The sequence below is a fragment of the Spirosoma aureum genome (assembly GCF_011604685.1).
Lineage (GTDB): Bacteria > Bacteroidota > Bacteroidia > Cytophagales > Spirosomataceae > Spirosoma > Spirosoma aureum.
The window spans coordinates 1740945-1764704 of record NZ_CP050063.1; the positions used below are offsets into that span (position 1 = coordinate 1740945).

Annotated in this window: 14 protein-coding genes; 4 read left to right on the plus strand and 10 right to left on the minus strand. The window is 48.7% G+C overall.

All coding sequences use genetic code 11. From position 1 onward, the window contains the following. Positions 1 to 5: 5 nt before the first annotated feature. Complete coding sequence (locus G8759_RS07045; RefSeq protein ID WP_167206499.1) at positions 6 to 2819, plus strand: M14 family metallopeptidase; 2814 nt, start codon at positions 6 to 8, stop codon at positions 2817 to 2819. Positions 2820 to 2918: 99 nt separating this feature from the next. Then, positions 2919 to 5555 carry a M14 family metallopeptidase gene (locus G8759_RS07050; protein ID WP_167206501.1) on the plus strand — a complete coding sequence of 879 codons (2637 nt, stop codon included), beginning with the start codon at positions 2919 to 2921 and terminating at the stop codon, positions 5553 to 5555. A gap of 112 nt (positions 5556 to 5667) precedes the next feature. On the opposite strand, the gene G8759_RS07055 is transcribed toward G8759_RS07050, so the two are convergent. Then, the gene (locus tag G8759_RS07055; RefSeq protein WP_167206503.1) at positions 5668 to 7041 is read right to left on the minus strand and encodes a RagB/SusD family nutrient uptake outer membrane protein; all 1374 of its coding nucleotides are present in this window, start codon (positions 7039 to 7041) and stop codon (positions 5668 to 5670) included. Positions 7042 to 7082: 41 nt separating this feature from the next. Further along, positions 7083 to 10154 (minus strand): SusC/RagA family TonB-linked outer membrane protein, encoded by a 3072-nt coding sequence (locus G8759_RS07060; RefSeq protein WP_167206505.1) that lies wholly within the window; start codon positions 10152 to 10154, stop codon positions 7083 to 7085. A gap of 294 nt (positions 10155 to 10448) precedes the next feature. Between G8759_RS07060 and G8759_RS07065 the strand changes: the two genes are divergently transcribed. Together G8759_RS07065 and G8759_RS07070 are read left to right on the plus strand one after the other, a co-directional pair. Beyond that, positions 10449 to 11726 carry an OmpA family protein gene (locus tag G8759_RS07065; RefSeq protein WP_167206507.1) on the plus strand — a complete coding sequence of 426 codons (1278 nt, stop codon included), beginning with the start codon at positions 10449 to 10451 and terminating at the stop codon, positions 11724 to 11726. 104 nt (positions 11727 to 11830) lie between these two features. Then, complete coding sequence (locus G8759_RS07070) at positions 11831 to 12493, plus strand: endonuclease III domain-containing protein (protein ID WP_167206509.1); 663 nt, start codon at positions 11831 to 11833, stop codon at positions 12491 to 12493. A 12-nt stretch (positions 12494 to 12505) separates the two neighbouring features. Here the strand turns inward: G8759_RS07070 and G8759_RS07075 are convergent, their stop codons facing one another. From G8759_RS07075 to G8759_RS07110, 8 genes are all read right to left on the minus strand, one after another. Continuing rightward, positions 12506 to 13054, minus strand: coding sequence for a DUF4468 domain-containing protein (locus G8759_RS07075; protein ID WP_167206511.1), 549 nt, complete (start codon positions 13052 to 13054; stop codon positions 12506 to 12508). 178 nt (positions 13055 to 13232) lie between these two features. Further along, entirely contained in the window at positions 13233 to 13745 is a 513-nt protein-coding gene (locus G8759_RS07080) for a hypothetical protein (RefSeq protein ID WP_167206513.1), read from the minus strand. Positions 13746 to 14634: 889 nt separating this feature from the next. Then, positions 14635 to 17229: a penicillin-binding protein 1A gene (locus tag G8759_RS07085; RefSeq protein ID WP_167206515.1), complete on the minus strand. Its 2595-nt coding sequence runs from the start codon at positions 17227 to 17229 to the stop codon at positions 14635 to 14637. Positions 17230 to 17512: 283 nt separating this feature from the next. Next, positions 17513 to 18040, minus strand: coding sequence for a peptide-methionine (R)-S-oxide reductase MsrB (msrB, locus tag G8759_RS07090; protein WP_167206517.1), 528 nt, complete (start codon positions 18038 to 18040; stop codon positions 17513 to 17515). 150 nt (positions 18041 to 18190) lie between these two features. Continuing rightward, positions 18191 to 19006: an anti-sigma factor gene (locus G8759_RS07095; protein ID WP_167206519.1), complete on the minus strand. Its 816-nt coding sequence runs from the start codon at positions 19004 to 19006 to the stop codon at positions 18191 to 18193. Beyond that, positions 19003 to 19563, minus strand: coding sequence for an RNA polymerase sigma factor (locus tag G8759_RS07100; protein WP_162387547.1), 561 nt, complete (start codon positions 19561 to 19563; stop codon positions 19003 to 19005). The genes G8759_RS07095 and G8759_RS07100 overlap by 4 nt, the downstream gene beginning before the upstream one ends. Positions 19564 to 19803: 240 nt before the next feature. Then, positions 19804 to 22095: a GH92 family glycosyl hydrolase gene (locus tag G8759_RS07105; protein WP_167206521.1), complete on the minus strand. Its 2292-nt coding sequence runs from the start codon at positions 22093 to 22095 to the stop codon at positions 19804 to 19806. A gap of 139 nt (positions 22096 to 22234) precedes the next feature. Then, positions 22235 to 23740 carry a RagB/SusD family nutrient uptake outer membrane protein gene (locus G8759_RS07110; protein WP_197933103.1) on the minus strand — a complete coding sequence of 502 codons (1506 nt, stop codon included), beginning with the start codon at positions 23738 to 23740 and terminating at the stop codon, positions 22235 to 22237. Between the last annotated feature and the right edge of the window lie 20 nt (positions 23741 to 23760).

Consider the following 23760-nt stretch of genomic DNA (forward strand, 5'->3'; position numbering starts at 1 on the left):
CCTTTATGATTCGTTCTATTTTACGACCATTTGCCATCCTACTGCTCAGCCTGACTACGGTCTGGGCGCAAATTCCGTCGCCTAAACAACATTTTGGTTTCAATATCGGCGACGATTATCAACTGGCCACGTATACGCAGACAGAGGCTTATTTTAAAAAGCTAGCGGCCACTTCCGACCGGGTGAAGTTGGTCGATATTGGCCCAACCGAAGAAGGCCGGCGGCAGTATATGCTGATTGTATCGTCGCCCGCCAACCTGAAAAAGCTGAGTCACTACAAGGAAATTTCCCAAAAGCTGGCCCGCGCCGAAAATCTGAACGACGATCAGGCCCGTGCACTCGCCTTCGAAGGGAAAGCCGTTGTCTGGATTGATGGAGGCCTGCATGCCACCGAAACCGTTGGGACAATGCAACTAATTGAAACGGCCTGGCAACTGGCGAGCCGTAAAGATCCCGAAACGATGCGGATTCTGAACGATGATATTATTCTGCTGACCCATGCCAACCCGGATGGGCAGGAGATTGTCACGAACTGGTACATGCGCGAAGCCACTCCCGAAAAGCGATCGCTGGATAACGTACCAAGATTGTATCAGAAATACGTTGGTCACGACAACAACCGCGACTTCTTCATGCTGAACATGAAAGAAACGCAAAATATTGGCCGTCAGCTGTTTGTTGAATGGATTCCTCAGATCATGTACAATCACCATCAGCGCGGTCCGGCTGGGTCTGTGCTGGCTGGACCTCCTTATCGTGACCCGTTCAATTACGTATTTGACCCGCTGATGGTAACCGGGATCGATGCCCTTGGTGCCGCCATGATCAACCGCCTGAACGCCGAAAACAAACCCGGATTCACGCGCCTGAGCGGTTCTGTTTTCTCAACCTGGTATAACGGGGGCTTGCGCACAACTACGCACTTCCATAACATGATTGGGCTGCTAACCGAAATCATTGGTGACCCAACTCCCGAAGATGTGCCGCTGGTTCCGAAGCGGTTGCTGCCTAATGGGGCTACACCATTTCCGGTTACGCCACAAAAATGGCATTTCCGGCAGTCAATCGACTATTCGGTATCACTGAATTATGCTGTGCTCGGTTATGCCGCCCGTTATCGCGATGAAGTGCTGTTTAATATTTACCGCATGGGTAAAAACTCCATTGAGCGGGGTAGCCGCGACACCTGGGCGCTCTCGCCCAAACGGATCGATGCGATCACGAATGCGTATGATTCAGACCCGAAGAAAGTAGTGCCGCCCACTAATGCCGCTCTGGCGCAGTACGGAATGATTCCCAAAGGGGGTGGTATGCCAATGAAGTACTACGATACGGTTATGAAAGCACCGTCGCTACGCGATCCGCGTGGGTTCATAATTCCGGCTGGTCAGCCCGATTTTGCTACCGCCGTCAAGTTCATTAATGCATTGATCAGAACGGGCATTCAGGTTCAGCAGGCAACGTCTGAATTTGCCGTTGCCGGAAAAACGTATCCGGCTGGCTCTTATGTGATTAAGTCCGATCAGGCATTCCGCCCACACGTGCTGGACATGTTCGAGCCGCAGGATCACCCCAATGATTTTCAGTATCCGGGTGGCCCTCCTGTTCGCCCATACGATGCTGCCGGATGGACGCTGGCGTACCTGATGAATATTCAGTTTGATCGTATTCTGGACAGTTTTGATGGGCCTTTCAAGAAATTGCCGTACGGCGAACTACAGTCGCCGGAAGGACACGTGGCCGGAGGAGTAGGCGATGGCTATGTGCTGAGTGCACGGGCGAATAACACATTTACTGCTGTCAATGATTTACTGGCATCTGGGGTTGAAGTATATCGTCTGCCCAATGGCACAGGTGTGAAGCCTGCCAGCGAAGCGGGGGCATTTTATGTACCCGCAACACCGAAGTCAAAATCAGTACTGGATAAAGCCGCCAAAGAACTTGGTCTGGAAGTAGCCAGCCTTGCCAAACGGCCAACAACGACGATGACGAAAATGGCCCCGATGCGCATTGCGCTCTGGGATACCTACGGCGGATCGATGCCTTCGGGTTGGGTACGCTGGTTGATGGAGCAGTACCATTTCCCGGCGAAAGTTATTTATACACAGGACATTGATGCGGGCGATCTTCGGAAAAAATTCGATGTGATCGTGTTCGTAACGCGGGCTATTCCGCCCGTTGGCGGCAAGGATGTCGATATTTTCAGCCTGCTCGGTTCGGAAGCCAAACCCGAAAATACACCCGCTGAATACCGTCCGTGGTTAGGGAAGATTACAGCCGATAAATCGATCCCGCAATTGAAGACGTTTATGGAAACCGGTGGAACCGTAATCACCATCGGTACCAGCACCAATCTGGCTTATCACCTGAAACTACCCGTTAAGAGTGCTCTGACCGAAATGACCACAACGGGACAGGAAAAACCGTTGCCGGGTGAAAAGTATTACATTCCGGGCAGTGTACTGCAAATGAGTGTAGACTCTACCAATCAGGCAACCTGGGGCTTACCTGCACTAACCGATGTTTATTTTGATGCGAGCCCCGTGTTTAAAGTAGCTCCTGATGCAATCGCTACCGGAAAAGTGAAACCACTGGCGTGGTTCTCGACGAGCAAACCGCTGCGTAGCGGCTGGGCATGGGGACAGTCGTATCTGCAAGATGGTATTGCGGCTTTCATGGCTCCTGTCGGTACCGGCAAACTCTACGCTTTTGGCCCCGAAATTACATTCCGGGCGCAGTCGCACGGAACGTTTAAACTACTGTTCAATCAACTTTACTCCGCCGGTTCGGCACCGGGCGAGGCCACGAATGGCAACTGATGCTTAACCAGAAAAACACTGTGGCCCCGGATTTGAATCCGGGGCCACAGTGTTTTTCTGCCTTCCTCTATTATCTGCTAACCAATTTGCCTGACTAACATGAACAACTATCGTCATCGTTTATTACTGCTTTGCGTGGCCTTGTTTTCGGGGCTGGCGGCTATGGCTCAGGTGCCAAAACCCGCCGATGTGTTTGGCTTCGAACCGGGAGCCGACTATAAGCTGGCTAACTACAAAATGCTGATGGACTATTATCAGCGTCTGGATAAAGCCAGTAATCGGGTGCAGATGGTGACCATTGGCAAATCGGTGCTGGGTAAACCGCTGTTATTGCTGATGGTGTCGAGCGAAGCCAACATGAAACAGCTGGATCACTGGCGGAGTGTTAGCGAGCAGCTTTCACGGGCAAAAATCGATGACGCTCAGGCGCGTAGTCTGGCGGCTTCGGGCAAGGCCATTGTGTGGGTCGATGCTGGTATGCACGCATCGGAAGTAGCATCGGCGCAGATGATGCCCGAACTGGCCTACCGCATGGCAACCGAAGAGTCGTCGGAGATGAAAAAAATTCGCGATCAGGTCGTTGCGCTGCTCATGGTTGAAATGAATCCCGATGGCCTCGATATTGTGGCTGACTGGTATAACGGTAATCTTGGAACACCCTTCGAAACCACGCAGCCGCCCTGGTTGTACCATCACTACGTTGGGCACGACAACAACCGCGACTGGTTTACGAATAACATGCCCGAAACAAAAGCCGTTTCGGAAGTACTTTACAATCAGTGGTATCCGCAAATTGTTTATAACCACCACCAAACGTCGCCCGCCTGGACCCGTATTTTCATTCCGCCTTTTGCCAACCCCGTTAATCCGCAGATTCACCCCGCTGTAACGGCAGGCGTCAATCTGGTCGGTACGGCAATGGCCAGCCGATTTGCCATTAAACGAATGCCGGGCGTGGTGTCACAACTGCGGTTCAGCATGTGGTGGAACGGTGGTATGCGGACGGTTCCTTACTACCACAACCAGATCGGTATTCTGACTGAAACGGCACATGCAACACCGTCACCCCGATTTTACCCACCCGATTCGCTGCCAAAAACCGTTGGTCAGGGCGTAACTGCTGCCACGACAGGTACCGAAATTTTTTATGCTGATCCCTGGAAAGGCGGCCAATCGCATTTCCGTGACGCGGTCAATTACATGGAAGAAGCATCGATGGCTACACTCGTCCTGGCGGCCGATAAACGCGAGGAGTTTCTGTATAACATTTACCGGATGGGCCGCGATGCTATCGAAGCGGCCGGCAAAGGGAAGCCGTATGCCTACATCATTCCAACCGAGCAATGGGATAAAGGCGAAGCCCTGAATCTGGTCAATATGTTTCGCCAAAGTGGGGTAGAGGTGCACCGGGCTACGCAGCCGTTTCAGGTCAATAATATGTCTTATGCAGCTGGTTCTTACGTCATTTACGGTGGGCAGGCCTTTAGCCCCTACGTCGTCGATCTGATGGAAAAGCAGGTTCATCCAAACCAACGGCTCTATCCGGGTGGTCCGCCGATTCCGCCATACGATCTGGCCGGTTGGACATTGCCCATGCAGATGGGTGTGAGCGTGGCCAAAATCGGCACTGCATTTAAGGCCGAAACCGAGTTGATAAAAGGACTGGCACCCGTTGTTGCGGGTCAGGTTGCCGAGAGTGCAGGATATGGATACCTGCTTTCCCGAAACCAGAACGCCAGCGTCATGGCCGTAAACCGTCTGCTAAAAGACGGTGAACTTGTGTCGATAATGCCTGCCAGCACCCAATCGACCGATCCGAAGAACTTCCTGATCGAAAAAGGAGCGTCAACCGATGCCCGTATCCAGAAACTGGCGAAGGAACTGGGTGTAAGTTTTACTGCCGTTGCCAGCAAACCAGCAACCGTGGGAAAGCCGCTGAAACTGCCCAAAATCGGCCTGTATAAATCGTGGGTAGCGAACATGGATGAAGGCTGGACACGCTGGCTGATGGAAACCTATGGGTTTCCGGTCGATACTTTACATGACGCCGACATCGCCAAAAAAGACTTGTCGGCTTATAGCGCAATTATCATTCCTGATCAGGAGGTGAAGCGGATTCTAAATGGTCATGCTGCTAACACAATGCCTGCTCAATACGTCGGTGGGTTAGGTCTGGGCGGTACAGTAGCTTTACAGCAGTATGTCTCGAATGGTGGAACGCTGGTCGCATTTGACGGTGCCAGTGACTTTGCGATTGAGCTGTTTGGGCTACCCGTTAAGAATGTTACCGACGGTTTGTCGAGTCAGCAGTTCTATATCCCCGGCTCGCTGATTCGGACAGTTATCGATACGAAGCATCCGCTGGCCTATGGTATGCAGCCCGAAGCGGCCGCTGCTTTCTCCAATAGTCGGGCATTTGAGGTTATTCGCCAGGTTCGCGAGGGCGAAGGCGGCCGTGAGGAGGTTAAAGCCGCCCCAGAACCGAAAGTAGAGGTGATTGCCAGCTATGCGAAAAAAGAGTTGCTGATGAGCGGCTGGGCCTTGAATGAAGACAAATACATTGCCGGAAAAGCCGCCGTTGTTCGAGCTTATCAGGGTAAAGGGACTATTGTTCTTTTCGGCTTTAGCCCACAATTCCGGGGCCAGCCACGCGGAACGTATAAATTGATTTTCAACACGCTTTATGAAAGTACATTGCCTAAAAATAGCGGTGAGCAGAGCGCCAAGAGTGAATAAATGATTTCAGTTTTGACAGGAACCAGTTCCTGAGAAACTGATTATAATAAAAAAGTGGTGGCAGGTTCTCAAACCTGCCACCACTTTTTTATTGGAACAAAATCAATGTTTCTTAATTATAGCCCGGATTTTGTACCAGCTTCTTATTCGTGTCAATCTCCCGTTGTGGGATTGGCAGAACAAGATTATTGGCGTTATAGGCTACCGTCCCCACTGTGCCAGCCGTGCGTTTAATATCGGCAAGCTGCTGGCCTTCGAAAGCAAGTTCAAGACGACGTTCCAGCAGAATCGCGTTCAGATCGACAGCAGTCAATGGAGCAGCTTTGGCCCGGTTCCGGATCAGATTTACATCGGCCAGTGGAGTCGCACCAATACTCGTATTCAGACGCTGGTTTGTTTCGGCGCGAACGAGATACATTTCAGCGAGCCGCACAACTGGAACGTCGCCATACTGATCATTGAATTTACTGGTAAACGTATTCTGTCCTGCCGTGTTGAAAAACGTTCCCCGCACGTCGCCCGCAGCATAGAGCTGGCGAAATTTGGATTGAACACGCACATCGCCCCGCCCCTGATTAGGTACTGATGCGTAGAATGTATTCATGTCATTGACGCCATCCTGATCTGTAATGATGATTTTGAAAATCAATTCATTATCATTCGTTGCGTCGTCAAATACATCCGTAAAGTTTGACTCCAGGCTATAGGCGCCCGAAGTAATAACCCGATTGGCTGCATCGCGGGCAGCTGCATAGTTTTGCTGTTGAAGATAAACGCGAGCCAGTATAGCCGCTGCTGCTCCCTTGGTGGCAAAACCGGTTCCGCCAGACTGCGTAGCGGGTAATAAACTTTCCGCTTTCGTTAAGTCGTCCAGTACTTGTGTGTACACTTCCGCTACTGTATTCCGGGCGCGGTAGTCGGCATCCGATACAGAAGTAGTTGGCGTGAGTACCAGCGGTACGCCTGCATTAGCCGTTGGTGCACCATCGTTCCAGCTTTTTCCGTAGAGCTTAACCAGTTCAAAGTAAACCGCACCCCGGATAAAGCGGGCTTGCCCTTCAATATTCCCGCGATTGGCTTCGCTAACTTTAGGTAATGCTGACAGCACGTTGTTGGTACGGTTGATTGTACTGTAACTATTGAGCCATACATCCCGATTGACTGTATTCGACGTTGTAACGGTTTTGCGCCAGATCTCATCAATCGTTGCGTAGGTACCACCAAAAACAACATCACGGTTATCGCCAAGCAGATCACCAATATACTGAAAGGCACCACCGAATAGGTTAGCTCCGTTTTGGGCGGCAGCAGATGTATTCAGCCCATCATAAGCACCGGTTAAGGTGATCTGAACGTCCTGTTCGGTATTTAACGCCTGACCCTGCTCGATACTCTGAGTCGGCACAACGTCTAGTCGGCTGTCGCAGGCCGTGAACAATAGGCTAACGGAACCGACGTATAACCAGTATTTTATGGATGAATTCATAATGAAAATGCGTTTGAAAATTCAGTTTTAACGTGTTTGGGTTAGAAACCGATGTTAATTCCGCCGGTGATCGTACGAGCTTGTGGAGCGGTATAGAAATCATAGCCCTGAGCGATGTTCGATACGATATAATCGGCATTTACTTCTGGATCCCAACCCGCATACTTCGTGAAGGTGAGGAGGTTCTGACCCGTTACGAAGAAACGTACACTATTCAATTTCACCCGATTGATCAGTGTTTTCGGTAAGTTGTACGATAACGTAGCCGTGCGCAGCCGGACAAATGCACCATCGAGGATAAATCGGCTCGACGATTGAGCGCCGTTGTTATAATACAAACGGGCTTCCGGTACGTTCGTATTCGTATTCTGACTTGTCCAGGCGGCTAGCTGATCGACGGTCTGGTTATCTTCAAAACGGCCATTTGCCGAAGAGTAGCGGCCAACACCGTAGAAATTGATCTTATTGCCAAATACGCCGTTGAACAGAACGCTCAATGTAATTCCCTTATAGCTAAAGGTGTTGGTGATACCACCAGTCCATTTAGGCAGTGGGCTTCCCATCACGACACGCTGTGCCTGGCTGTAGACATTCGTTGTGGTGCGATCTAATGATCCATCAGGATTTGCCGTATTTTTATACCAGAGCGCATCCCCATTCGCCGGATCAACACCTGCGTACTCCTGCGTGAAGAATACACCCAGTGGCTGCCCTTCAACGGCACGGCTCATGGCGTTGATACCACCTTCAATAATCTGGCCTTGCAGATTGGTGATTTTGTTCTGGTTGGTAGCCGCATTGAAGCTTGTCGTCCACCGGAAAGCACCCGTCAGGTTTTCGGTATTCAATACAAACTCAAATCCTTTATTTTCCAGGCTACCAACGTTCCGGAATTGTGTAGCGAAACCAGTTGTACCTGGAACGTTTACGTTCAGCAGTAAGCCTGTTGTTTGCTTGTTATAGTAGTCAATTTCGCCGTTAATCCGGTTGTTGAGAATCCCGAAATCAAGACCAATATCAAACTGATTGGTCGTTTCCCACTTCAGGTCGGGGTTGGCCAGTTGTGACGGGCGCTGACCGGGTAATGAGCCATAATTGGCATCGCCGGTAAACAGGCCTAATTGGGGGAAGTTCTGAATTTCGGCATTACCTGTCCGACCATAACTTGAGCGGAGCTTCAGAAAACTGATGGTATTATTATTTTTCAGGAAGCTTTCTTCCGACAATACCCAACCTGCCGAAATCGCGGGGAAAAAGCCGTAGCGGCTATTGCGACCAAACCGTGACGACCCATCGACACGGGCACTTAAGCCCAGCAGGTATCGGTCAGAGAATTTGTAATTAGCTCTGGCAAAATACGACAGGAAGCGATAGTCGGTCTGGGTTGAGCTACCATCGGTTTTGCGGGCTGCACTAACGATCTGGCGATAGGCGTCCGACGGGAAATCACGACCTTCGGTGAAATTCGTTTTTTGCTGAGACTGCTGATAGGACATACCCAGCGTAGCATCAATGGCATGCTTACCGAAGACGGTACCGTAGGAAAAGAAATTGTTGGTTGTGTAATTCTCCACGCGCACGTAGCGGTTCTGGCCGACGCCTTGTGGGGCGCTGAAATTACGCTGTGTTTTACTGTTGTAGTACAGCTCTTCCTGCTGGTTCAGTACGTCGAGGCCAAACTCCGTGCGGAATGTCAAGCCTTTTATAATCTGCAACTGGCCATACACATTGCTGATATTCCGGTAAACCGTTGTGTTAAAATAGGCATTGCCAATATTGATCAGCGGGTTATAATAAACCGGAATGCTGATGTCGCCGGGAGGGGTTCCTACCGGGAGGCCCGTAGTTGGATCCGTAGCAGGTGTCATGGGTGGAAGCGCCACCATCTGCATTGGATTATCAAACTGGTTATCTGCCGAAATGCGCTGGTTAAAGGTGCGGGTCAGGCCAATGTTGAAGCCTGTGCGGAAGCGATCCGACACCTGATGGTCAAGGTTCAGACGACCAGAATACCGTTGCAGGGCGTTACCAACCAGAATACCTTTCTGATCCAGCAATTGACCGGATAAATAGAACGTCGTTTTTTCATTTCCGCCGTTTATGTTCAAGTCATACTGCTGATACGGTGCATCCTGATAAGCCAGGTCTCCCCAGTTTGTACTTGCCTGTTGTGGAGTGCCATAGGTGCCAAGCCCCTGTGTGTCGTAGAAGCTCTTCATGTAGGACGAATACGAATCAGGATCAGCCGGGTCAAGGCCCTCGATGCGGTCTGAATTAGCAGCAGCCTGATTGTAAAATTTGACGTACTGGTCCGTATTCAGAAAATTAAGTTTTTTCGTCGGTTTGCTCGATCCATATTGCGCGCCAAAGTTGATATTCGTCCGACCGGCTTTTCCGCGTTTGGTCGTAATCAGCACAACGCCATTGGCCGCTCTGGCTCCGTAAATAGCCCCGGCCGAGGCATCCTTCAAAATATCGACAGACTCAATATCCTGCGGGTTAATATCAGCCAATGGGTTTGTAGAAGCACTATTGAAGCTCAGGTTGTCGGTTGTAACCGGCGTTCCGTCAACGACATATAGAGGTTGGTTCGAGGCAGATACCGACGATTGACCCCGTACCCGAACCTGAATTCCCTGGCCTAATTTACCCGAACCTGAATTGATCTGAACACCGGCAGCTTTACCCTGAAGTGCCTGATCAAAAGTAGTTACGGGCTGATCCTGAATATCGGCAGCCTTAACCTTTGCAATATTACCGGTCAGATCACGCTTGATCTGCTGGCCATAACCCGTAACAACGACTTCGCTCAAATTACGTACGTCGGTCTTCAGTTGTACGTTGATTACCGAACGATTGTTTACCGGTTCTTCAACCGAAGTAAAGCCGATGAAGCTATAAACAAGGGTGACGTTCCCATCTGTAGACAGGCGGTAATTGCCCGATGCGTCGGTCAGCGTTCCCTGCGTTCGGCCTTTTATACTAACCGATACGCCTGGTAGACCGGCACCGTCATCCGATGACGTGACCCTACCTGATACTACCTGACTCTGTGCATAGCTACTGCAAGCTATGACAAGAAATAGGAAGCTAACTAGTAAGAGTTTTCTCATGTTATTAATTTAGAAAGTTGAAAAGAACTGTAAAAGTACAACGCAACGATAACTTATAAAAAAAATGGTGTACAACAAAGGTTGATTCTGCTGATAATGTCAAAATATTTATTGGAAAAATAGTTTTTAGCTAGAATAAAATATTTTATAGGCCATTTTGGTGAAATAAAGCGGAAAAATCTTGATTTATTCACAATTAAAGACCGGTGACGGGCAGTTTGAAGAGAAATTAAACCATAAACTACTCGGCATAGTCTAACGTTTATAGGGAGTAACTTCCTGTAAACAACGATTATGAACCGTCTATTACTTCCACTCCTTGTTCTGGTGCTGCTCGCACCGGAGCTACGTGCACAGGTACAATATGCCACCGAATCGCCCAGGGTAGATGATGTGAACGACCGCGACGTGTCGATACAGCGTGTTGAGCTAACGGCCCAATACACAGTCATTTACATGAAGTTTGAAGCCAGCCAGCGAGTGGGTCGCGACCTGCCTTTCAGCATCCCAATGCCGAACGGAAGAGGAGGGAAAATAGAGTCTACCAACAACATTGGTTTTCAGCCTACATCACGGCTGTATGTCAACGAGGGTGAACGATCGTATAAATTTATTCGGGCCGAGAATATTCCCCTCGAAACCCGTCGGCGGGTTCAGCCGGGTGAACGGGTAGATTTTGTCGCCTATTTTGAACGGATCGACCCCGGATACACTACGTTCGATTTGTTTGAATGTAAAGATGGTGGTGGCTATGTGTGTTTTAATTTCTGGGGGGTTCACATCATCAATCCGCCCAAAAAGACCTACTCACAACGGACACCCAAGCCACAGGTTCAGCCAAAACCACAAACACAACCACAGCAACCACGCTACCAGCCCCGGACATCGCCAGGCGCTGGAACGCCAGACCCAACCCCGCCCGTAACACAACCACAGACAACTCCATCGGCTGTGGCAATTGGTGGGATTACACGTGATGCCAAAACTAAGCAGTTAATGAGTGCAACAGTCAGTTTTCGGCTGCTATCCGGTGCTGAGTCGGCCGGCGATGGCTCGGCTGATTCTGTTCGGAGTAATAAATCAACAGGAGCCTATACGATTCCAGTCGATCGGCGCGGGGTGTACGTTGTGACCGCTTCGGCAAAAGGCTATTTCAGCCAGAGCGATACCCTCGCCACGAATCGCGTCAACGTAAATCGGAATTTCGATCTGATTCCAATTGAAGCCGGAGCCACCATTACGCTGAAGAATATTTATTTTAATGCTTCCCAGTTCGACCTTCAGCCTGAATCCTACCCTGAACTGGATCGACTCGTAACCGTAATGCAGGAGAATTCGACAATGACTATCCGGCTCGAAGGGCATACAGACACGGTTGGCGATTTCGATTCGAACGTTGAACTGTCCCGGAATCGGGTCAATGAGGTGAAGCGATACCTGGTGGCGAAAGGAATCGGCGCGGGCCGAATCGATACAGTCGGTTATGGTCCATCGCGACCAATCAATAAAAATAAAAGCCTGAAAGAGCGTCCTGAAAATCGTCGTGTAGAGATGGTGATTATAAACGTATAAAACCTTGACAGTGGGTTTTCAGTTTACGGTTTCTGGTTTACTGGTAGCTAACTCAACCGAATAACAGCGGGTGGCTAATCCGAAACCCTAAACTAAACCAGCCAATGAAACCTGATTTTGATCTCGACGTTGTTCTGAACCGAATTGAGCAGGCTATTCGCCCATACCCCAAAGCCGCTATGTTTGAGCTGGCCGAACGAGGTTATAATAGTCTGTTTGAACAATTAATATCCTGTATTGTCTCCATTCGCACGCTGGACGAGACAACAATACCTGTTTCGCTAAAACTGTTTGAAGCAGCCCGAACCCCTGATCAACTTCTGGCGCTTGACATTCCTGTACTAACGGGTTTGCTATACGGCACGACCTATCCAGACCAGAAGGCGTATACCATGCATGGTATTGCCGATCGTATCGTCAATGAATTTGGGGGAGAATTGCCCGCCGATTTTGCTACGCTGATTTCGCTGAAGGGGGTTGGTCCAAAATGCGCCAATCTAGCCCTGGGCGTAGCAACAGGTCAGGCTGCGATCAGCGTCGATGTTCATGTGCATCGGGTCGTAAACCGGTGGGGCTATGTACATACCAAACAGCCCGAACAAACGCTGAACGTCTTGGAAACACAGGTACCACGTGAGCAGTGGGTCAATATCAATCGGCTATTGATGCCTTTCGGAAAGCACATCTGTACCGGCACACTGCCTCATTGTTCGACCTGCCCTGTGCTGGCGTGGTGTGAGCAGGAAGGGGTGGAGCGGCATCGATAAACAACAACTTGATTAGTCTGTTTTTTTTGCTGCCAGCGATACCATATACTCTTTTAAGCTAGCCAGTGTATCGTGACATTCTTTATCGATTTGCCGGTATAAATCAGCTTGCTGGCGAACTGCCTGATTTATTACAGCCGTACTTTTTGTTTTATTATCGGAAGAACGACTCATTTCTTCTGCAGTAGGGCTATCGGGCCGGACGGGTAGCGAAAGTCCATTGCCCTCTGCGATGAGATCGGTTATCGTGGCCCGGTAGCGTCCAAATTTCGACTCGATGGTAAGCGTATACCGGATCAGCTGATCGTCGATACGGTAGGCCGATTTGACAAATAGAATGTTATGTTCCTGATCGAATTGTTGCTCAGCATCGCTTTCGTTGGGGAATTGCTGTGCCAGCCACGAGCGTGCCTGAGTAATGATTTGTTTGGTTGGGCGTGTTGCGTCGGGCAGGCGCACTAACTCCTGGTATTGAACCTGTCCAAGGTCATTGGTTGGCAATTTGACCTGGGCTAGTACGTTAATTGAGAACAATACTAGAAATGGTATCAGAATTTTCATTGTTTAGCAATATCATTTCACCCATGTGTCGAATCACAGCGCTTATTAAGCTGACTGACAATTAGATATGGGTATCTGGGCCAGAAACTTTATACAGAAGTTCAGTACTTCGAGGGTACAAAGATATAGTTAAAGGGCGTTTGCTAAACGATTTATGGACGATAATGGTACTTGTTGATTAGGTTGTAAGCGTTTCATCATCTACGGAAAGACCTGCCTCAATCAAGCCGTCCAGATCGAAGCCTTGTGCATCGAGGTAATTTATGATGGCACGGGCATTGACGCGGGCTGGGCCAACGCGGTAACCACTGTCTTTACTTGAGGCAATAACACCTTTGGTTGTAATGATGAGCGTTATTGGGTCAGCGTATAGTTCAATATAGTCATTTCCCCGTGTCACTGTCACGTCGATATCTTCATCCCAGGAATAAGCCGATTGAAAACATTGGCGTGCCTCGTCGTTACTGATCGCTACCAGTTTTCGGAGTACGGGACGGACTAATTCAGGCGATAATTCATGCTCAAGCCGACTCCCTTCGTAACAAACCTTTACTTCCCCGCTTGTAATATCAACGGCTACTAGTTTAGCATTTCGGCTTTGGGCATCTGCGCCTTCAACCAGTACCTGTACCCGGCCACCTAAATAGCGAGCCAGTTCCTGGGCTGTTAAACCTGTAGTTCGTGTCTTCATTATATATTTTGGGTAATATGTTGGTGTTTGATATAAAAGTGTCATTTGTAATTCTTCAGTTAAACAAAAATAACATCTTAAGGTGTTACTAATTCAATCACTGTAGTATTTAAATGTATACATGATGAATTAGGATTCATGCTGTTAATCTAATCAAGATACTTAAAATAAGAAGTATCCCAATTTTCTACTATGCACAAGTGTTATGGTTTAAGCTTGTGCACTTCTGAGATTTACATCCATCAATTTATAATCGTACCGAAAAAGGCTTATTAGACCTTCGAAAGCCAGTTTGATTCTGGAATGATCAAATTTTGTACCAAAAACCTCACTTGAGACCAAGGTTCAATAAAGAAAAAGTATTTGTATCTACCTTTTTGATAGAGTATACCATCTTTGTTTACAGATATTTTGATGAGTAATGCATTTATAATCAGCTGATAGTTTTAGGTAAATACTATCAGCTGATCTGTTGTTCTGTGCTCGTAGATCATTTGCGGTAGTTGAAGTCTACAAGTATCTCGCCAGAAATAAAACTTAATTTACTGCCCGTACCAAAAGTTCTGCCGATTTGATGAAAAGCGACGACTTCCTAAAGTAGATAATGGCTATCGCTATTCATTGGCTGTACCAGAGAAACAATCCCATGTTGTTTCGGATTTTACTCTCCGAAATAATGGTAAGCCAGTCTGATGAAGAATAAATTACCATTGTAACCTGTCAACGGTTGGATTATGAAGTCCTGCTCTAGTGTGATCCGCATGTCCCTATACTCACCCTATATAATTTGAGATGTGCAGGGTAGGAGTTCTTGCAAAAGTGACCTGCTTTAAACAAAAAAATGGTCCAGAATCAATTCTGGACCATTTAGAGTCAAAAGCACTTCGGTTTAAAGCTGGGTTCCTGTTGTGTCGGGCGGAACGGTTGGCTCTGCAGGGGCGGGTGTCGTTGGTACGAAGGTAGAATCCCCTGGTTCACCGATAGCAGTTGAGTCAGTGGCTTCGGTGGTTTCTTCGTCGTCAGACGGGCCGCAATTCAGATAATTCTTTGAAATCGAGAACGCTGGTTTTGGGAAGGGCCCCTGCAAACTCTTAAATTTAGGATCAGCATAGACTTTTTCCAGGAATCGACCGACAAGAGGTAAAGCTGTTTTAGCCCCTTCGCCGAGGTCCGTTGAGCGAAAGTGAATGCTCCGGTCGTCGCCACCGACCCAGGCTCCCACTACCAATTTGTCGGATACACCAACAAACCAGCCGTCGGAGTTATTGGAGGTTGTACCCGTTTTTGCACCCATTTCATTGTGGTTTCTGAATAGCTCAAATGACCACAGGTTTTGTGATGTGCCCCCCGATTCCTGTAAGCCGCCCTGTAGCATATACCGCATCAGAAACGCCGACTCGGGACTTATAGCCCGTTTCTTTTTGGACGAGAACGTTTCAATAACGTTGCCATCCCGATCTTCAATACGCTGCACAATCATTGGGTCGATCGCTTCACCATCGTTGATAAACGTACAATAGGCGCCAACAAGCTCATAAAGCGATACGTCCGATGACCCCAGGCCGATAGATGGCACCGCATCCAGCTTGCTTTTAATCCCCATTCGATGGGCATACTGGGCCACTCGTTCCGGCGTAACCCGGTCTGTTAGCTGTGCCGTGATTGAGTTCACAGAACGGGCCAAAGCCCGACGCAAGGTCATGTTGGAATAGGTATAATAACCCGTCGAGTTGCGTGGTTCCCACACATCTTCTTTTCCTTCGGCGTTGATAAACTCCTTGCGAAAGGGTCTATCCTCAATTCGGTCGCACGGACTTAAATTGACCAGTGAGTCATCGATGGCAGCGGTATAAACAAACGGTTTGAAGGTTGAACCCGGTTGCCGTTTTCCCTGCTTAACGTGGTCATATTTGAAATAATCGTAATCTAATCCACCAACCCACGCCCGGATATAACCTGTGTGGGGGTCCATCGCGACCATGCCTGACTGTAAAAAATGTTTATAGTAGGCTATGGAATCATAGGGTGTCATCTGGGTGGAGTCATAGCCACGCTTGCTGGTCCAGCTAAAAACTCTCATTTTGTACTTCACATTTTTCATGTAGTACATGATCGAGTCGGGGTACAGTGGCATGAAACGACGGCTGAGTGTTTTGTATCGTTCTGTGCGTTTAGCTACCGAATCAATAAAGCCTGGAAGCTCATTTCCATCTTCGTCGGTCCACGGATTTCGGCCCCGCCAATGGTTATCGAATGTCCGCTGCAACTGCTTCATTTTTTCACTGGTCGCATCTTCCGCGTATTTCTGCATGCGCGAATCCACGGTCGTAATGATGCGCAGCCCATCGGTGTAGAGGTCATAACCGTTTTCTTCTCCCCATTTCTTCACATAATCCTGAACGGCATTTTTCAGGTAGCTGGCTGGACCTGAATACGGATTTTCGGGCGTGAAGTCCGTTCCTAACGGTAAAGTACTAATCGAGTCTGCCTGCGCTTTGGTCAGGTAGTTGTACTTTGCCATCTGCCCCAGAACAATGTTTCGGCGTTCTTTCGAGCGTTCAGGGTTCTTAAGTGGATTGTAACTTGTTGTGGCTTTCTGTAATCCGACCAGCACGGCTCCTTCCTGCACGTTGAGGCTATCTGGCGCTTTGTTGAAAAATGTTCGGGCAGCGGTTTTCAGACCAAACGCATTGCTGCCGAAGTCTACCGTATTGAAATAGTAGGTAATAATTTCCTCTTTCGAAAAGTTTCGCTCCAGCTTAAGTGCCATCAGCCACTCTTTCGACTTGTAAATAATCTTGCGGATAAACGGAATCCGGGTCAGCAGACCTGACCGGGTTTTCCGGCGGGTCTTGAAGAGGTTTTTGGCTAACTGTTGCGTGATTGTCGAACCGCCCCCATCGCGCCCTAATGTAAATACAGCGCGGCCAATTGCCCTGGGGTCAACGCCCCCATGCTCGTAGAAACGCACATCTTCGGTGGCAATCAGGGCATTGATCAACTGTTTCGGAATGTTCTCGTATTTGATCGGAGTCCGGTTTTCGGCATAAAACTTCCCGATCATTACGCCATCCTGCGAATAAATCTCCGACGACTGATTCAGCTTTGGGTTTTTCAACTCCTCTACACTGGGCATTTCGCCGGTCAGGTACAAGAAATTGTAGTTGAGCATGAACACATAAAGACCCAAAGCCAGTGCTGCCGTTAATCCACCTTTGATTCCATATTTCAGGTATGGATAATACCAGGCATCCGGATCAATGTACTGATGGATAAATGAGCGCAGACGACCACGATAATCGCGGTAAGCTGTGACCCATGAATTAACCCGTTCTTCACCGGCGATTCGTGCGGTTTGCCGATAGATGTGTCGACCGACTCCGCGTCTGACATCGCCAAATTGCGCCCGGCGTTGTCGAATTCGTCGCCGAAACGCTCCAAACGCGTGCCGGACGGCGCGGAATCGCTCCCTATATTCACTCATGCGTTTTAATTCGGTAAGTTCTCGGTTATGGGATGATTAGTTACGACTAGGTCGAACATTGGCTCCCGGCAAATCTACCCAACCGGCAGACCGGTCGTTGCATCATCGCCGGGCCTCAAATATAACGGATTTTCAGCCGATGTGATATACTAAAGCCCGGCTCTTAGAACAACCCGACTGATTCTGAATAGGTTATTTTTAATAGGAAAGACGGTAACAACAACGAGCATGGCTATTCAGGCCTTCCCCTTGTTGTTACCGTCTTTTGTTGTCTTTTGTGGTCTTATTTCTTTTCAAATGTCATGGCTACACCGTTCATGCAGTAACGCAGACCTGTTGGCTTCGGGCCATCATCGAACACATGGCCCAAATGGCCACCACAAACAGTACAAAGAACTTCTGTCCGGACCATACCATAACTTTTGTCGCTGGCATCTTTAACCGCGTTCTTGGCAATGGGTGCATAAAAGCTCGGCCAGCCTGTGCCGGAGTTAAACTTCGTATCTGACGAAAAAAGCGGATTGTGGCAGGCTGCGCAGTAAAAAACGCCATGATCGTGGATATCATTTAACGGGCTGGTAAAGGCTCTTTCCGTACCGTGTTCGCGCAGAACAGCGTATTGATCGGGTGTCAGGATTTTCTTCCATTCTGCGTCCGTTTTAACGACCTTCCGACCGCCCGGCGGTTTCTCATCGACAAGGCGCTTCGATTGATCAACCGTTTGGTTCGATGCGCTGGACGTACAGGTGCCTAGATAAATGAAGCCTGTTAAAAGCCAGGCTGGCAATAACAAAAGCAGGGTATTTTTCATGAGTTGATTCGTGATAGCTGTACAAAAACGTACAAGAGTAGAGCAAATCTGGATTTCAGGTTGACAGATTACTGACAACGTTGCGAAAGTTTTGAACCGTTCAAAAATCTATCGCTGGTATAGCTAAAACAATGAAAAAGAGGCTATCGTTCAGGCATCTACTGTTGCCATGGCCAACAACGTTGTCAGCGTTGGCGTTGGGCTACCGCCCCGTTTTTCGACTGTTACAGCAAAGGCGTCGGCACGGTCGATCGGGCGATTGAGCTGTTGAAGGTACTTACTCGCGCTATTGGCTTCAAATACACCGGCATCGACCGGCTTTCCGCCTACGAGTGACCACAGCTGATACTGCTGATCAGGTCGCAAGGGAGGAAGTGATCGGACCTCAACGGCTACCTGATGGGTTTTGGCATTCCAGAATACCAGCATATCGCCATTGGGCGCTTTTTCGTTGCCACGTAATTCAAGTGTACGCGTGCCTGACTGTTTAAACAAAGCCAGAGCCTGTTCATTTTCAGCCTGTCGTTCTTTATATTGACTGAGTTCCTTTTGAAGCGATCCATTGGCTGATTGTAACTGAGCCAGTGTCTCCTGACCAGATCGTAGTTGCGACAACAGGAAAAACGAAAAACCAAGCAGTAATAAACCTACAGAAGCCGCAACGACCCAGGTTGTTTTGAAGGTTGGGCGATCTTTGGTCAGGTCAACAGGCATGGGCCGAATAATCGGCTCGGCAGTTTTCTCAAACGAAAGCTGAGCCATTATCTTTGATTTTAGCTCGGCAGGTGGCTCAACACTATGTAATAAGGCGTAGTTTTCGATCGAAAGACTTAATTGATCCAGTTCCTGTTGGATCTCAGGGTAAATAGACGCCAGACAGTTAACCTCACGCCGTTCCTGGTCGCTCACCGCGCCCATAACGTAAGATTCCAGGATGCCAGACGCTAAATACTCCGGTATATTCATGACTTAAATAATTGTTTTAATTCCTGCAACGCGGCACGAATTCTGGTTTTTACTGTTCCGAGGGGTAAATTCAATTCATCGGCGGCTTCTTCGTGCGTATAACCGCCGAAGTAAACCAGATCGATCAACTGCCTGCGTTCAGGCCGGAGTTGACTCACAACTTCCTTGATCCCGATGTGTTCGGGATTAGGCTGCTCAGTGTTGTGCTGACGATCAACAATATGTACGTTCTCTTCGTCGGTTCGGATTGCGTTGGAGGGGGATGGCTGCGTTTTTCTGGCACGAAGCGCATCAATGGCCGTATTACGGGCTACATTCAGCATCCATGTAAATAACCGGCCTTTACTAGGGTCGTAAGCATCAAGGTTTTTCCAGATTTTTACAAAAATGTCCTGTACAAGGTCCTGAGCGTGTTCATCGTCGCGAACGATGCGTAACACAACTCCATAGAGAGCGGGCGAATATTGGTCGTACAGCCAATGGAAAGCCTGCTCATCGCGCCTGGTAAGCTTCTCGATTAAGACACTTTCCGATACTAAAGATGACTGACGTTTCACACAGGTATAGTTAGATGGGCCAAATATAGCAGAAAGTATAAATGAATAAGCGTTTGACCAGTAAAGCAGGTAATTACCACTCTGTAAAGAGAAGTTGTTGACTGTATTTGTTGCCGATATTTATTAGATGGTCGTATGGCCGCTTGTTGTTGTACGGCTTCAACAGGCTCGTTAGTCGTAAATAGCCGTGGCATGATGAAGTCTTTGTGAGAAGGGGACCTCATCATGCCACGGCTCTGGTTACTTGATTTCACTCGTAGAGAACGAGTAGGGGAACTCATTTGTTTGAGTTCCCCGCTGCTTATTTGGGATTACCGACATGTCTATATCAATCGTTGCACCCGCTGTCAATCCCTGATGGCTTAACCAGTTTTTACTATATGGCTTACCATTCAGCCGCATGGCCTTGATATAACGATTAGACGCGCTGTTAGCCGGCGCATTTATGGTAATCTGTTTTCCATTTTCGAGGGTTGCCGTAACCTTTTTGAACAATGGAGCTCCCAGTACATACTGATCAGTAGCTGGGCATACCGGATAGAAACCCATAGCCGTAAAGACATACCAGGCCGAAGTCTGTCCATTATCTTCGTCCCCACAGTAGCCATCCGGCGTTGGCAGATACAGGCGATTCATGACCTCACGAAGCCAGTACTGGGCTTTCCAGGGCTCTCCGGCGTAGTTGTATAGGTAGATCATGTGCTGAATTGGCTGGTTTCCATGAGCGTACTGGCCCATGTTTGCGATCTGCATTTCCCGAATTTCGTGAATTACGCTTCGGTAGTAGCTCTCATCATATACGGGTGGCATGGTAAATACCGAATCGAGCTTGTTTACGAATTTCTCACGACCGCCCATCATACTGATCAATCCCTGTACATCGTGGAAAACTGACCAGGTATAATGCCAGCTGTTTCCTTCGGTAAACGCATCTCCCCATTTGAACGGATTAAACGGCGACTGAAACGAACCATCCTGATTTTTACCCCGCATCAGACCACTTTGCTTATCAAACAGATTACGGTAGTTCTGGCAACGTTTAGCAAAACGGTCAATTTCGGCCTGAGGGCGTTTCAGGGCTTTTGCTAACTGATAAATGGCGAAGTCATCGTAGGCATATTCTAGCGTTCGGGCGGCATTTTCGTTAATTTTTACGTCATAGGGTACATAGCCCAACTCGTTGTAGAATTTAACCCCCCGACGACCGACAGCGTCCATTGGGCCTTCATTCTCTGAATTCTTCAGAACTGCTTCGTAGAGCGCATTGATGTCGTAGCCGCGACCGCCCTTCAGGTACGCATCCGCAATGACCGATGCCGAATTGGAACCAACCATCACACTACGCAGACCCGGACTAGCCCATTCGGGTAGCCAGCCACCCTCTTTGTAGGCATTCGCCAGCCCTTCCTGCATGTGCGCGTTCAGAGACGGATACATCAGGTTCAGAAACGGGAACATCGATCGGAACGTATCCCAGAAGCCCGTATCTGTAAACATGTAACCGGGTAATACCTGGCCATTGTAGGGACTGTAATGAACCACCTTCTGACTGGCATCGAGCTCATAAAACTTCCGGGGAAAGAGTAACGAACGGTACAGGCAGGAGTAAAACGTCTGTGTCTGGGCGAGCGAACCTCCTTCTACCTGAATCCTGCCGAGTTCTTTATTCCAGGCCTCTTTTGCTTTTTGCTTAACCGAATCGAAGGCATCGTTGCCCAGCTCTTTCAGATTCTGTTCGGCCTGTTCGACACTGATGAACGAAGAAGCAACGCGAGCCAGGACCTGTTCGCCTTTGGCTGTTTTAAAACCAATGGCCGCGCCCACATGATTGGATGTAAGCTCAAGTGTGTCTTTCGCCAGTTTTTTTTCATGCCAGGTCTGAGCCGATGCAAATGGCTTATCGAAGTAGATGACGAAGTAATTTTTGAAGTTTGCCGGAACGCCACCACTGTTTCGGGTTGTGTAGCCGATGATCTTACGTTCTTTCGGAATCACTTTAACGAAAGAACCCTTATCGAAGGCATCGATGACAACAAAGGAGCTATCCGTTTTGGGGAAGGTAAACCGGAAACTGGCAGCCCGCTCGGTCGGTGCAATTTCGGTTGTCACATCATGGTCGGCCAGATAGACGCTGTAGTAGTAGGGTTTGGCAGCTTCGGCTTTGTGCGAGTACCAGCTGGCTCGTTCGTCTTCGTCGATCCGCAATTTGCCTGTCATGGGCATGAGCGAGAACTGGCCATAATCGTTCATCCAGGGCGAAGGCTGGTGCGTTTGTTTGAAACCCCGGATTTTATCCGCCGAATACGTATAGGCCCACCCGTTACCCATTTTGCCCGTTTGCGGCATCCAGAAATTCATACCCCAGGGTAGCGCAATGGCCGGATAGGTATTCCCGTTCGATAAACTTGGTTTCGAATCGGTACCGATGAGTGGGTTTACCAACTCGACCCAATCGGGTTTAGGGCTGGCTGGCTGAGCATAGGCGGCAACCGAAATAGCTAACCAGCTCAGCAGATAAAGGTGTTTTTTCATTGTGTTTTTGTATCGAATCGCAGCATCAGACCAAACGCTTGAATGAGTGGGAAGGTAATTCATCGTAACGTATAAAAAGCAGGGTAAACCAATCTTACTTGATTTACCCTGCATTACTAAACAGATTGATTGACGAATTCTACCAGCCTTTGTTCTGAGTAAGCTTTTTGTTGTTGTTGATCTCATACTGAGGAATACCCCACAGCAGGTATTTCTCAGTGAATGTAGCACCGCTCTCGTTTTTAAAGCCGATCGCATCTACCATCCTGTTATTGACCACATCATACACTTTCCGGGTGCGCTGCGTATCGAAATACGCCTTGTTTTCGTAGGCCAGTTCGTGGTAGCGTTCTTTCCAGATGGCTTCCCGGAACTGTTCTTTGCTCAAACCCGATAGCGGCTTCAATTGCGCCCGCGTCCGGATCGTATTCACTTGATCGTAAGCAGCTTGTGTTGGTCCGCTCACTTCGTTTGAGGCTTCGGCATAAATCAGCATGACTTCCGGTAAACGCAGTAACGTCCAGTTCTCATCAGTATTGACATTACGATTCAGAGCGCTTTCCTTCTGGAAATATTTGTAAAGCGCATGAACCCCAAACTTAACAATCTTGGTCGTATCCGTGATAGATGGATATTCGGTAAAATAGAACTGCCGCTCCTGGGCACGCAGATCACCCGACTCGTGCGTATTGTAGAAACCTTCCGTCGGGATAAGGGCACCATATTCGTCGCCATATACCGAGATCCGGGCGAAGTAAGGAATAATCAATGCACTAATCGAGTTGTTCACGATACCCGTTGCGTATTGGGCCTGCAAAATAAATTCGCTCTGATTTTTGTGCGCATTATCGTGCAAATAGTCGTAGGACGTAAACAGCGAATAAACTTTCGAATCGAGTACTTCCTTCGCCTTCGCTGCGGCCAAAGCATAGTTTTCTGTTTTCTGCAATGGATAGCCAGCCATCGTCAGGTAAACGCTGGCCAGCAGTGATTTAACGGCACCAACCGTAATGCGTCCCGTCTGATCAGCAACGGGAAGTCCGGCCTGTTCCGCTGTAGTCAGATCGCTGACGATTAGCTTATAGACATCTTCCTGCGATGCCCGAGTTGGATACAGATCGGCGCTGGATGCATCAATGGGTGTTGTAATCAGGGGCACATCACCGTAAAGCCGTACCAGGTGATAGTAGAAGAAAGCCCGCATGAAATACGCCTGCCCAAGCAATGATTTTTTCAGCGGTTCATCCATCGAAATGGCCGGAATTCGCTGAATGGCCAGGTTCGCGCTTCCAATGGTGTTGTAGCTGGTTTGCCAGATGGTTTTGAACGGCGGGTTAGCTGCATCGGCTGTCTGGTTGATAAACTGGCTATTGTAAAAACTTTGGCCCAACGTTGACGCGTGACCGTTGATCAATTCCAACGATACCCACGGCCGTTCACCGTATCCATTGTCCGTATTGAACATTCCCAAACCAGCATATAGCCCATTGATAGCTGACTGTGCCTGACTGGCGGATGTAAAATAACTGTCCTGCGTGAAGTTGGATTTGTTGACTTCCTGCAAATAATCCGTACAGCCAAACAGGCTGAGCATCAGCGCTCCACCGGCTATTGTCTGACTGATTGATTTTATGTACTTTCTCATACGAATTGCTGTCATTGAGT